This is a genomic window from Leptospira weilii serovar Ranarum str. ICFT (assembly GCF_000332415.1).
Classification (GTDB): Bacteria; Spirochaetota; Leptospiria; order Leptospirales; family Leptospiraceae; genus Leptospira; species Leptospira weilii_A.
In genome coordinates this window covers 1-12,500 of record NZ_AOHC02000019.1, presented here as the reverse complement: position 1 = coordinate 12,500, position 12,500 = coordinate 1, and the positions used below count along the sequence as shown (strand labels likewise).

Genomic DNA, 12,500 nt, shown 5'->3' with positions numbered 1-12,500 from the left:
GTAAGTAAAATCATTTATATCGGGGAGGGGCTTTTGAATTTTCAAAGTAAATTCCTGACCCGGAGCCAATCTCTACAATCTCTCCTTTGTATCGGGCTTGATCCCGACTACGGCAAACTTCCTGAAATTGTTAAACGAAGTCCGGAGCCCCTCGTTCATTTCTGCCGCGAGATCATCGACGCAACCGCGCCTTATGCGGTCGCATACAAACCGAATATCGCTTTTTTTGAAACGTTCGGTTCTTCCGGAATCCGTCAGTTTGAAAAAGTAATCGGTCATCTCAAAAGCAATTATCCTCAGATTCCGATCGTTGCGGACGTTAAACGCGGAGATTTGGACAATACCGCGAGACAATACGCGCGTTATTATTTCGGAGATCTTCAAGTGGATAGTCTGACTCTTTCTCCGTATATGGGTCTTGACTCGATTCGTCCTTTTTTAGAATATCAAGATCATCTAATATTCTGGCTTTGTCTTACGTCCAATCCGGATTCGGCGCAGTTTCAAAAGAAACGGTTTTCGCAGACGGGTCGTACTCTCTACGAAGAAGTTGTGTACGTCGCGAACTCGATTTCTCCTTTGAACTTGGGTTTTGTAGTAGGAGCGACCAATCCGTCCGAGTTGGAAACTCTGCGTAAACAAAACCCCGATCGGATTTTTTTGATTCCCGGTTTCGGAGCGCAGGGGGCAAAACTCGACGATCTTTTGCCGGTTTGCGGCCGTGATTCGTTGATCAATTCTTCGAGAGGAATTCATTTCGCTTCGAACGGTTTGGACTTTGCGATGCGCGCCGGTCAGGAAGCGGAAAAAATTCATAAGAGAATGCAAGCCGCCTTTGCCGGCCTGTAATCTACTTTAAAGATTTTTAAAATTCTAAAATCAAAAAGTTGGATTCAAGAGAATCGACGGTATCATTCTTTGATGAATTCGATTTTGAGGCGGGAATCTTGGACATCCAACAACAAAGTAAAACGATTCTTTTTCTTTTGGGCTGTTGTTTTTGCTCATTCTATTATCCGAGTGCGCCCATCTTTGCCGAAGACGTGGATAAAGAAAGATTGAAATGTCCGCCGATGGATCGACAAAGTTTGATTCTTGATTTGAATGTTTCCGACAAAGGGAATCATCTAAATTTACTTCTGTCTCAACTTCGGAATGAAAAAATTCAAATCATTGATGTTGAAAAATCTTCTAAAAAACGAGCTCAAGTAAGAATTGAAATTTTAGAATCTGCGTTTAGGCCGTTGTTCTCAGGTTCCTTGGAATATAAACTCGTAGAATACAGTTCGCATTCGGGAACATACTGCCAGAGATACATTCGAAACTATACAATTCCGCTTCGGTATAAAAAATTCATTCGGGAAATACAAATTCCGGATCCCCAGGTGGAGTAAAACGGCTCTAAATCGATTCAGAAAGAATAACAATGACGTTTCGCGGAAGAATGTCCATTCTGATAAAATGTGCCAGGTTTCGACTCTTTAGGAAATGGGAAATAGATGGATTCAAGTTTTTGGGAAATTTTATCAAAGCTCGTTCCGGCATACGGGGGCCTCGGTCTTGCGATCGTATCTTTTGCCGCCGCGACGATTCTTCCTTTTAGCTCGGAAGCGGCTCTTGCGCTTGCGATTTTTTCGGGACTTGCTCCTTACGAGGCGGTTGTTTGGGCGTCTTTTGGGAATTGCGCCGCTTGTTTGTTTAACTATCTTCTAGGTTACGGCTCGGAGACGTTTGTTCACAAAAAATTGGATTCTTCTCCGATGTTTCAAAAGTTATATCGAAAAATACAAACGATCGGTTGGCCGATTTTGTTGTTTTCCTTTTTGCCGATTGTAGGCGATCCGATCACGGTTCTTTCCGGTTTTTTCAGACAAAGATTGTGGGTATTCGCGAGTATCGTGTTCACTCTACGTATCGCTCGTTACATTATTCTTGCATATACCTTTGTGAACGTTTGATCCAAGGTCGCAAAGAAAGAGCGCTTGTATTTTTGTAGATTACGAGTGAAACAAAATTGTAATTTTTTTTGGAAAGTTTTTTTCGCATCGAATCGTATTCTTCCTGTCTATTATACACAAAAAAAGGACGGGTAGTTCTTGAAAAAGAATGTGAAAAAGAAAACCGAAGACTCGGTTTCTAAAAAGAAAATTTCTGGGAAAAAAATTTCTGCCCAGACCAGGACAAAAAACAGGAAAGAATCCTTAGCGATCATCGGGACCGGAATTGCAGGGATGGGTTGCGCCCATTTCTTACAAAAAGAATACGATCTTACGATCTTTGAAAAAGGATCTTATATCGGCGGACATACGAATACGGTGGATGTGGACGAAGACGGAACTAAGATTCCGATCGATACCGGATTTATCGTATTCAATCACGTTACGTATCCGAATCTCAAACGACTCTTTGAAGAATTGAACGTTCCGACCGAAAAGTCTTCGATGTCTTTCAGCGTACAACACGTTCCTGAAGGATTGGAGTTTTGTGGTTCCGGTATCAACGGACTCTTTGCACAGAGAAAGAATTTTTTTAACTTAAAATTTCTGAGACTTTTATATAACATCAATCGTTTCAATAAAGAAGCTCCGAAAATTTTAGAAAACTCAAAGTATATGGATTATACGTTGGACGAATATATCGTCAAAGAAGGGTATCATCGCGACCTTTTGGATTATTATCTGATTCCTATGAGTTCCGCGGTCTGGTCCACTCCGGACGATCTAATGCTTCAATTTCCGGTTTTTGGGTTGGTTCGTTTTTTTCTGAACCACGGTTTTATGGGATTGGATACGCAACATCAGTGGTATACGGTCCACGGCGGATCTCGGGAATACGTAAAACGTCTAACGGCTCCGATAAAGGATCGCTTTCAACTGAATGCGGAAGTGCGTTCCGTTGAAAATGTAGGAAATAAGGTTCGGGTCACATTAAAAATCGGAAAGTCGAAAGTTTTCGATAAAGTGATTCTTGCAACACACGCGGATACGTCTCTCAAACTTTTGAAAAACCCTACGTCGCTTCAAAAGGAACTTCTAAAAGAATTCAAATACCAGAAGAATATTGCAACTCTCCACACGGACGATGTCTCCATGCCGAAGACAAAACTCTCTTGGTCTTCGTGGAATTATCGTATCGAGGAGAAAAACGGACAGATCAGGCCGTTTACCGTTTATTGGATGAATTCTCTACAGGGCGTCTCTAAAAAGAAGAATTATTACGTTTCCATCAACGATCCGGGAACTCTCGATAGAAAAAAAATCATTCAGGAAATTGAATATGATCATCCGTTGTTCAGTGTAGGATCTCTGAAGGCGCAACGGAGGCTGCACGATCTCAATCGGGAGGGGAATGTGTTTTTTTGCGGAAGCTACTTTAGAAACGGGTTTCACGAGGACGCATTTTGGTCCGCGAGAGAATTGAGCGAAACCGTCCTGGGCAAAAAGGTCTGGGATTGAACTCCTGCATTTTTCAGGCAAAGGTTCTGCACGACCGCAGATATCCTCGTAAAAACCGCTTCCGCTACGGGATATTTACGTTTGCTTTGGATTTGGACGAATTACAGACGCTCGATAAAAAACTTCGTCTCTTCGGTGTGGATCGTCGATCGTTCTTTCGGTTTTCCGGAGCGGATCATTTAAACTTCGGCCAAAACGGAGTGAAGGAGAGTATATTAGAATATTTGAAACAAAACGGAGTTACCGAAAAAATTCAGAAAGCCATCTTGATCACGAACGTGAGGGTTCTGGGTTATGTTTTCAATCCGGTATCGTTTTACTATTTCTACGGGGAGAATGCAGAACCTCTCTGCGCCGTCGCCGAAGTGGGCAATACATTCGGGGAACAAAAACCTTTTTTTCTGGGAAAGGAAACTTGGAAAGACGGGGCCTTCCGCTTAAGGACCGGAAAATTTTTCTACGTCTCTCCCTTTATGGGCTTGAAATCGGAATTCGAATTTACTTTAAAACCTTCGCTTGAAACTCTCAACATCCGCATCGACGCTCTTGAAGACGAAAAGACGGTGATGGTGACGACCTACACCGGAAGTAAATTAGAATTATCTGATGCGAATTTATTAAGAATGTTTTTCCGTTATCCGCTTGTGACAGTCAAAGTAATTGTTTTGATCCACTGGCAGGCGCTGAGATTATATCTCAAGGGTTTGCCTTATATTAAAAAAGAAGAAAATATAGATTTGCAAAAAGGAGTCCATCTTGGAAAGCACCACTGAGTCCAACGTAAAATTTCAGGATTCGGAAATGACAATTACGACCGCCGAATCCAACTCGTTCGGATTTTATAAAAATCTTTTTTTTAGGGCCTTGTCCCCGATGCAAAAAGGTTCGATCCGTTTGGTGTTACCGAACGGAGAAAAAGCGTATCTGGGAAATCCGGAGAGCGGCGATCCTCCCGAGTTTCATAAGGGAATCATTCACATTCACAACTCGATCTTTTTTAAAAAGACGGTGTTGAACGGAGATCTCGGTTTTTCGGAGTCCTATATCGACGGAGATTGGGATACGGATAATATCAGAGCCGTTATATCCTGGTTCATCTACAATTTGGAAAATTCCCCGTCCGTAAGCGGAAGTAAAAACAAATTTACACATTTGAGTTTTACGAACATAGGGAGTAGGCTTCTGCATCTATTTCGAAAAAATTCAATTCGGGGAAGTAAGAAGAACATTGTCGAACACTACGACCTCGGCAACGACTTCTATAATAAATTCTTAGATCCGACCATGACTTATTCCTGCGCTTACTTTCAAACGATGGAAGAAACGCTGGAACAAGCCCAACTTGCAAAGTTGGAAATTCTTTGTAAAAAACTTAGACTCAAGCCCACGGATCACCTGCTGGAGATTGGAACCGGATGGGCGGGGTTTTCCACGTATGCCGCGAAGAATTACGGCTGTAAGGTGACAACGTATACCATTTCCGAAGAACAATATCGTTATGCGACAGAAAAGATTAAAACGGAAGGATTGTCCGATCGAATTGAGGTGAGAAAGGAAGATTATCGAAAGGTACAAGGATCGTATGATAAACTTGTAACGGTCGAAATGTTGGAAGCGGTTGGACACGAATATCTCGAGGATTTTTTCGCGATGTGCAACCGTGTTTTAAAAAAGGACGCGCTTATGGTGCACCAGATCATCACGAGCCCCGATGCACGATATGAATCCTTCCGCAAAGGTGTGGATTTTATACAGAAACATATCTTTCCGGGTTCGCTTCTTCCATCCATTGCGAGAATCAATCAAGCGGTTAACAGAAGCGGAGACTTTCATCTCTATTCGCTGGAAGATATCGGGATCAAATACGACCACACTTTGATGACTTGGCTGAAAGGATTCGATTCTAATATCGCTTTTATCCGGGATATGGGATTTAACGAATCCTTTATTCGGAAATGGAGATATTACTTTTCATACTGTGCGGCCGCGTTCTCGATGAAAAATATCAGCGTGGTTCAAGTAGTTTATACAAGACCGAATAATCTCACTCTTTGAAAAATAGATTTCAACGAGAGAATTAAAAGGGAATGGTGAGAATATCGTGAAAGAAACACATTCTCACCAACCCAAAAAATCGGTTTTTCATTTTCTAAGACATTTTGCGCCTAAGAATGTTTTTGAAATTATCAAGAGGGAACTCAAATCCGGAATCACACCGGAGAAAATAACCTTGAGTATTATCGTAGGCGCGGGGATCGGAGTGTTTCCTCTGATCGGAACTACGATGACGATTTGCGGGGTGCTGGGGGTGATTCTTAGGTTGAATCCGGTTACGATTCAATTGGCGAATTATCTCGTATATCCCTTGCAGATCCTTTTGATCTTTCCGTTTTTAAAAACAGGCTCCGATGTTTTGGGGATACCTTTGAATCTTACATGGGCTGAAAATATTTCGGTAGATAATGTTTCGGAAATCGCCAAGGGAATCTTCGATGTCGCCGGTTTTGCAGTGCTCGGTTGGCTTGTTTGGGTGCCGGCGATTTCGATTCTTCTCTATTTTGTTTTTTTACCTTTTGTGAGAAGGTCCGGAAAGTTGTTCGATTCGAACAAGAAAGAAAGATAAATCAGGAAGTATTAAATTATGCTCTTGCAAATTTTAACCCTCGTATCAGCCGCTTGGGCGATTGTGTTTGTTTTGATGACGGTTCTTTGGTGGTTCGGAAAACGCGCTAACAACTACGCAATCGTGGACGTCGGTTGGGGACTTTGTATTTCCACAGCGGCAATCGTCTACTATTGGTTAGGCGACGGATTTCCTTTGAGAACCGCACAGATCACCGCGATTGTGGCGTTTTGGGGATGGAGGCTTTCGTTTTTTATTCTTGTAACTCGGGTTTTTTCAGGACACGAGGATCCGCGTTATACGGCATTTCGTGCCGAATACGGAGACCAAGTAGATCGAAAGTTTTTTACTAACATCTTTCAGTTTCAAGGGATTCTTGCGGTGTTCTTGAGTATTCCTTTTGTATTTCCGAACATCAACGATAATCCGAATACGAATTTTTTTGAAATATTCGGGATTGTGCTTTTTATCGTTTCGGTGTTAGGCGAGGCTTGGGCTGATTTTCAACTCAACGAATTTAAGAAGAATCCGGATAACAAGGGAAAAGTCTGCGACGTGGGTTTGTGGAGATATTCGAGACATCCGAACTATTTTTTCGAATCGTTGATCTGGATCGCTTTCGGTTTGTTCGCGCTCGGTTCTCCTTACGGATGGATCGGTCTGATTTCGCCGATCGTCATGTTCATTCTTCTTACAAAGGTTACGGGAGTTCCTTTGAACGAAGCAGGGCAGTTGAAGTCCAAGGGCGAATTGTATAAGGAATATAGCAGGAGAACGAATGCGTTCTTCCCTTGGTTTCCGAAATCCTGAATCCGAGATCTGTAGGGTTTAAGATCCGGGTTTTGGTTCTTTTTTGCCGTAGAAGTAAATTAAGAATTTTAAAACATTTTAAAATTAAAATACACTAAATAAGAATATCATTTTATGAAATTGCTTTACGATCTGATGGAAAAAGATATTTTCCCGGACTTCCTGATTCGAATTCGGATCCGACAACTGCTAAAAAAACGATTGAAAGACGAAGACAAGGGCTCGCTTGAAAAGAATCAGAAACATCTGATGGAATACGTGAACTCGTTAAAAAAATTTCCTATTGCGATTCATACGAGTGCGGCGAACGAGCAACACTACGAAGTTCCTTCCGAATTTTTTAAACTTGTGATGGGAAAACACATGAAATACAGTTCGGGTTATTGGGAAACAAAGAATACTTCTTTTGACGAATCGGAAAGGAGAATGCTCGAAATTACTTGCGAAAGAGCGCAAATCGAAAACGGGATGAGTGTCCTGGATCTCGGATGCGGCTGGGGATCCTTATCTCTTTATATGGCGGAGAAGTTTCCTAAGTCTTCGATTACGGGCGTTTCCAATTCTAAGAGTCAAAAAAAGTTCATCGATGGAGAAGCTAAAAAAAGAGGACTTAAAAATCTTACGATTTTAACTGCGGATATGAATGAGTTTAGGATCGCAAAAAAATTCGATCGCCTTGTCTCGGTGGAAATGCTGGAACACATGAAGAATTATGAAATCCTATTCGAAAAGTTTTCCGGATTTTTAAAACCGAAGGGACTTTTCTTTGTGCATATCTTTACTCATCATAAATTTGCTTATGCGTTTGAAGTTGTGGACGATACGGATTGGATGTCGAAGTATTTTTTCACCGGCGGGCAAATGCCTTCCCACGATTTGTTTTTGTATTTTCAGAAAGACTTTCAGATTCAAAATCAATGGGTCGTAAACGGAAAACATTATGCGAAAACCTCCGAAGCCTGGTTGGAGGGAATGGTTCGTAACAAAGACGAGGTTATGAAAATTCTTTCTGCGACCTACGGGTCCGAGCAAGCGGTGAAGTGGTTCGTCTATTGGAAGGTCTTTTTTATGGCCTGCGCCGAACTCTGGAAATATCGAAACGGAGAAGAATGGATCGTGTCCCATTATCTTTTTTCAAAACGTTAGGCGGAACGGATAGCGGGGTTCCGCATCGAACACGAAGTGCAACCCTGAAAGAGCGACCCGCTCAAAACCGATTTTCCGATGAATCGCCGATCTTCCGACGTCGTGAGAACTCGTTACGAGGTGTCCTTCCTCAAAAAACCGGAAACGGATTTACGCTGCCGTTTTGAATCAAAACGCAGCCGGAGTGTATTTTTGTAGGAGGTTCCTACGAGGAAGTTTTTACTTGCCAAAAGTATGATTTTCTGATAGAGGAAAATTTCCGGAATTTTTCCACCACCTATTTCGCGACTCATAGGGAGCGAAATTGAGTTTCTTCCCGTCCGCCCAAAATTTAGGTGGGGCGCGCGGCTTTAACGGAGGCCCCCTCGTAGTTCCGACGGGATTTTACTCATTTGTAAAAAAGGATATCGTAGAAAAGAGCCGGTCGGTAAAAGTAAAGTCGATCCCTTCCAGGACTCTTTCTTAGTAATTCAATTTGAGAACCTTGATTTCTTTCTCTTCGAAACGGATCGTATCCTTGAGGTTCTGAAACTTTTCCGCAGAAAAAGGATTTTGATGATTACGAATTTCCGTTTTTAACTTTAGAATTTCCTCATATAGATTCAAAACTTCCAAAGTGTTTTCCGTCGCTTCTTTGCGATAGAGTCCGCGCACCATTGCGATCAATCTTGAGGGAATATCCGCGTGAACGATCTCAATCCAACCGAGGTCTTCGATTTCACGAAAGATCCAACTCTGAAGATAAAGAGCCACGAGTCTTTCCATTCTCATGATCTCTTCTTTGGTGTTTTTAGGAGAGATACTTTTGTAAAAACGATATCTTTTTTTCAGGTGTTTTCCGGCTGCAAGGGGATCGATAGTCAGACCTTTGAGTTTGGCCCATTCTCCCGTTAAAAAAGGAAAGGATTCTTTTCCGTAAAAAGTTTCTCCGAACTCGCAGATATGAGCCGCGGAAGGTTCGAAAACGCGAAGTCTCGCTAAAAAAGAATCCGTGTCCGCGGTAACGAGTTGAACGGGAGCGATTTCCTCCAAGGGACTGAAAATCGCATTGATTTCTCTCAAAAAAGCGCTCTTTAACTGATCGCTCGGGTCCGCTAAAAGAAAAAAATTAAAATCGGACGAATCCCGAAAATCTCCCCTTTGTCTGGATCCGTAAAAAAGGATCTCAAATGGTTTTAGGGAAAATACGGTTTGCAGATTTTGTTTGATCGACTCCATCTTCCCACTCCCTTATTCAAAAAATAATTTCATTCTCGAAAGATTTTCGAGAATCGCGTCGTACGCTCTATCTCTTTCTTCCGCATTTCGGAACGGTAGGGATTTGATATGATTGAGATCGTTGTAGATGATCTCAATCGAATTGGAAGCCGGAATTTTCTTGATCGTGGATATATAATCCAGGTTGATGATTTCAGTATCTCCCAGTTTCAACCACATACCTGATCCTTGCAAAGGATAGGATACGGATCTGTACGGAATCGGTCAAGAATACTAAAAAATTCTGAGTCCTTTACGGATATTTTCATGAAATTCTTTTCCAAGGTTCGCTCCGGAATCGTTTTTAACGTCCGTTTCAAAGACGAAAATGAAGGATTCTTTCTGCCATACCCATCGAACATAACAGCGTCCGTTATGGATTCCGGTTAAAACGCTGGCCCTTGAGTCGTTCGGCATGGAAAAATATTGATATTGTTTGTTCTCAAGCGAATTCAATTCCTCGTCGGTCAGGATGTGTTTGAAATCGACCTGATTGTCTTCCGTATAAGAGGAAGCCTTGATTCTTTCGAATTGGTTTGCCGAGGATTGGATCGTAAAATCGTAAAACAATCCCCTCGCAAATAATTTCCCGGATTCGTGGAGGGTTACCCCTTCGGATGTTTCATAAACCACGTCGTAGTTCAGCCTGAGATATCTGGGAGTTACGATTGAAGCGCTCTTACCGCTTTCCGTAGTTTTGCAATTGGAAACGGTTAAAAATACGAACGTCAGAAGTAACAAAACGAGCCGTCTTAAAAACGCGACGCAGTTCTTGCGGTAAGTGTCGTAAAGTCGATGTCGCTTAATAACCGATTTCATAGAGTTCGTCCTGATAGTTTCGAAAGATATAAGAATGATCCGTTTTTTCCGCCAGATACGAAGTCGGAAGAGGAACCTTACCTCCGCCTCCGGTCAGATCCACCACGTAAAGCGGAACCGATAAGCCGGAGATTTTTCCTCGAATCTGTTTCATGATTTCCATACCTCTTTCCATTTCGACTCGGAAACCTCCGCTTCCCCAAACCTCGTCGCACTGATGCAGATAGTAGGGTTTGATTCCGATTGCGGTAAGACCGTAAAAAAGTTCCTTTAACGTTTCGGCGGAATCGTTGATTCCCTTTAAAAGTACACTTTGGTTTAAAACCATTGCGTTTCCTTTTCGGATCAGAAAAGAAATTCTTTCCCGAACGAGAGGAGTGATCTCTTTCGGATGATTGAAATGAGTGACCAGATAAATCGGAAAATGTTTTTTGAGAACGGCGCACAATGAAGAATCGATTCTCATCGGAAGTGTCACCGGATATCGGGAATGAATCCGAACCTGATTGATATGCGGAATGGATTTTAATTCTCTTAAGAGATAATCCAGTTTTTCATCCGAAAGATTGAGCGGATCGCCTCCGGAAAGAATCACCTCTTTGATTTCCGGATGGGATCGAAAGTAAACCAAAGCCTGATCCCATTCTTCCTTTCCGGGTGTGTGAGAGGATTTGCTGACTTTTCTTTTGCGAGTACAGAATCTGCAATAAACCGCGCATACGTGCGACAGATACCAAATCGCTCGATCGGGATATCGATGAGTGACTCCTTTGACCGGCATGTGAGTTTCTTCCGCGAGAGGGTCCTCTCTTTCAAAATCGTTTCGAACCAACTCTTCCCGACGAGGAATGATCTGAAGTCGGATCGGACAATTCGGATTTTTTTTGTCCGCGAGATTTAAGTAATAAGGTGTTACGGAAAATTCAAAAAATGTCGAACAGGCATCAAAGGAAAGTTTTTCTTCTTCCGTCAGTTCGAGTTGTTCAGACAACTGCGCTTGGGTTTTGATTCGATTTTGAATCTGCCATTTCCAATTCGACCATTTTGGGGAAGATTCCAAATCGTTTGGAAAGCGAGTGTGATCGAAGCGGGAATGAGGCATGAAGGATTGACTCCGGAATCTGGTTCTTCTAAAATCCTCCGATCGTCGTTTGGGCGCGTCAACTAGATTAGGGATTAGTGAATAGTCTCACGCCGGTTTCACAGGCAAAACGTAAATGAAGCGGGGTAAAAAAGAGTATGCAAAGATGGATCCCTGCAGTCAAAGACCACATAGACCTTGGAGTATTTTACCCTCTGGTTCCGAGATATTGCAGAAAGCATATTAGGTGAGACACAAAAGAGTCATCCTGTTTAGGAGAATTAAAGGCATCAAAATTTCGGGTAGGGATGAATCAAAATTATAAAAGTTGAGATAAACTTGAATGAAGACAAAATCAAACTCATCTAAAACGGAACTACCGTTAAACTACCGTTAGTGACTCAGAATGCGGCTGGAATAGACATAGGATCCGGAGAACATTACGTAGCAGTACCGTCGGATCGATTCGATAAGCCGGTAAGATTCTTTCAAACCTTTACATCGGATTTACACGCACGTACGAGCTGGTTAAAAGAATGTAAAATTGAAACGGTAGCCATCGAATCAACGGGAGTATATTGGATCCCATCGTATCAAATATTGGAAGAGAATGGATTTCAAGTATATCTTGTCAATCCGAGACATGTGAAAACGTCCGAGGCAGAAAGTCGGATGTAACTGATTGTCAATGGTTAGAAATCTACGACAGAGAGACGGCTTAGTGCGTTATGCGTCGTCTCCTATTCAACACATTCAGAAGTCACTAAGAGCCGGTCTCAAAACTGGTAGATTGTTTCTCAATTCCAGCTTATCTCAAGTTCTATCAAAGTTTTGAGACCGGCTCTAACTCATGTGAATCTATTATTACATAACGTTATTAACGATATAACCGGAGAATCGGGAATGGCTATTGTTCGAGCCATCATAAATGGGGAAAGAGATCCTGATGAACTTGTGAAGTATTGCAGAAATGGGTTAAAGAATTCTCGAGACGTAATTAACGTGAGTTCGACGGTTGAAATCTTGGGCGAATCGCTCGCGAGGGAACGCTTTGGAATGATACTGGCGGCCGCCGTCGGAATGAAAAATGACACTTGTAATCTCGTGATTTGAAGACTTACGAAATCAAATCGCCATCTTGAGCGCGGAAATCGAAGTTTGTTCGCAAAGTTCCTTGCTGGCGTTTTTTATGTCGGGAACCAGTCTCTGTAATCCAATGCGTAAAAATGGGATAAGGGTCGGCAGCGTAGTTTGCGGGTCACTTGGTTGTCTACCAGGTCGAGGTGGAGAATATAACTGTAAGACATAC

15 protein-coding genes and 1 pseudogene (1 of these 16 running past the window's edge) are annotated in these 12,500 nt (G+C 42.3%); 11 read left to right on the top strand and 5 right to left on the bottom strand.

The genetic code is table 11. The features are described from left to right. The 10 genes from speE to LEP1GSC060_RS05230 all read left to right on the top strand — a co-directional run. Positions 1-8 carry the end of a polyamine aminopropyltransferase gene (gene speE / locus LEP1GSC060_RS05275; RefSeq protein ID WP_002997741.1) on the top strand. 835 nt of this gene lie to the left of the window's left edge, so 8 of the gene's 843 nt are visible here — the last part of the coding sequence; its start codon lies off the left edge, out of view; it ends in the stop codon at positions 6-8. A 25-nt stretch (positions 9-33) separates the two neighbouring features. Next, the gene (pyrF, locus tag LEP1GSC060_RS05270; protein WP_002997790.1) at positions 34-849 is read left to right on the top strand and encodes an orotidine-5'-phosphate decarboxylase; all 816 of its coding nucleotides are present in this window, start codon (positions 34-36) and stop codon (positions 847-849) included. 98 nt (positions 850-947) lie between these two features. Next, positions 948-1,394, top strand: a complete 447-nt coding sequence (locus LEP1GSC060_RS05265) for a hypothetical protein (protein WP_036095446.1) — start codon at positions 948-950, stop codon at positions 1,392-1,394. Between the two features lie 105 nt (positions 1,395-1,499). After that, entirely contained in the window at positions 1,500-1,958 is a 459-nt protein-coding gene (locus tag LEP1GSC060_RS05260) for a YqaA family protein (protein WP_002997736.1), read from the top strand. Between the two features lie 138 nt (positions 1,959-2,096). Beyond that, positions 2,097-3,455: an NAD(P)/FAD-dependent oxidoreductase gene (locus LEP1GSC060_RS05255; RefSeq protein ID WP_002997787.1), complete on the top strand. Its 1,359-nt coding sequence runs from the start codon at positions 2,097-2,099 to the stop codon at positions 3,453-3,455. Beyond that, a complete protein-coding gene (locus LEP1GSC060_RS05250) occupies positions 3,452-4,228 on the top strand; it encodes a DUF1365 domain-containing protein (protein ID WP_080634512.1) in 777 nt (258 codons plus the stop codon). Before LEP1GSC060_RS05255 ends, LEP1GSC060_RS05250 begins: the two co-directional genes overlap by 4 nt. Then, a complete protein-coding gene (locus tag LEP1GSC060_RS05245) occupies positions 4,212-5,510 on the top strand; it encodes an SAM-dependent methyltransferase (RefSeq protein WP_002997644.1) in 1,299 nt (432 codons plus the stop codon). Before LEP1GSC060_RS05250 ends, LEP1GSC060_RS05245 begins: the two co-directional genes overlap by 17 nt. Before the next feature lie 46 nt (positions 5,511-5,556). Beyond that, on the top strand, positions 5,557-6,078 hold the full coding sequence (locus LEP1GSC060_RS05240) for a DUF2062 domain-containing protein (protein WP_002997637.1): 522 nt from the start codon (positions 5,557-5,559) through the stop codon (positions 6,076-6,078). 18 nt (positions 6,079-6,096) lie between these two features. Beyond that, complete coding sequence (locus LEP1GSC060_RS05235; protein WP_002997660.1) at positions 6,097-6,888, top strand: DUF1295 domain-containing protein; 792 nt, start codon at positions 6,097-6,099, stop codon at positions 6,886-6,888. A gap of 114 nt (positions 6,889-7,002) precedes the next feature. Beyond that, positions 7,003-8,034 (top strand): SAM-dependent methyltransferase, encoded by a 1,032-nt coding sequence (locus tag LEP1GSC060_RS05230; protein WP_002997800.1) that lies wholly within the window; start codon positions 7,003-7,005, stop codon positions 8,032-8,034. A gap of 462 nt (positions 8,035-8,496) precedes the next feature. On the opposite strand, the gene LEP1GSC060_RS05220 is transcribed toward LEP1GSC060_RS05230, so the two are convergent. The 4 genes from LEP1GSC060_RS05220 to LEP1GSC060_RS05205 are packed head-to-tail and all read right to left on the bottom strand — an operon-like array spanning position 8,497 to position 11,212. Continuing rightward, on the bottom strand, positions 8,497-9,252 hold the full coding sequence (locus LEP1GSC060_RS05220; protein WP_002997731.1) for a hypothetical protein: 756 nt from the start codon (positions 9,250-9,252) through the stop codon (positions 8,497-8,499). Between the two features lie 12 nt (positions 9,253-9,264). Next, a complete protein-coding gene (locus tag LEP1GSC060_RS05215; RefSeq protein WP_002997653.1) occupies positions 9,265-9,471 on the bottom strand; it encodes a hypothetical protein in 207 nt (68 codons plus the stop codon). Between the two features lie 54 nt (positions 9,472-9,525). Continuing rightward, on the bottom strand, positions 9,526-10,110 hold the full coding sequence (locus LEP1GSC060_RS05210; RefSeq protein ID WP_036095426.1) for a hypothetical protein: 585 nt from the start codon (positions 10,108-10,110) through the stop codon (positions 9,526-9,528). Next, positions 10,094-11,212 (bottom strand): KamA family radical SAM protein, encoded by a 1,119-nt coding sequence (locus tag LEP1GSC060_RS05205; RefSeq protein WP_002997771.1) that lies wholly within the window; start codon positions 11,210-11,212, stop codon positions 10,094-10,096. The genes LEP1GSC060_RS05210 and LEP1GSC060_RS05205 overlap by 17 nt, the downstream gene beginning before the upstream one ends. A 375-nt stretch (positions 11,213-11,587) precedes the next feature. Between LEP1GSC060_RS05205 and LEP1GSC060_RS20965 the strand changes: the two genes are divergently transcribed. Then, complete coding sequence (locus LEP1GSC060_RS20965) at positions 11,588-11,869, top strand: IS110 family transposase (protein WP_051061403.1); 282 nt, start codon at positions 11,588-11,590, stop codon at positions 11,867-11,869. Between the two features lie 509 nt (positions 11,870-12,378). Here LEP1GSC060_RS20965 and LEP1GSC060_RS20505 read toward each other — a convergent pair. Continuing rightward, positions 12,379-12,500, bottom strand: a pseudogene (locus tag LEP1GSC060_RS20505) (DUF1564 domain-containing protein); the annotation flags it as partial.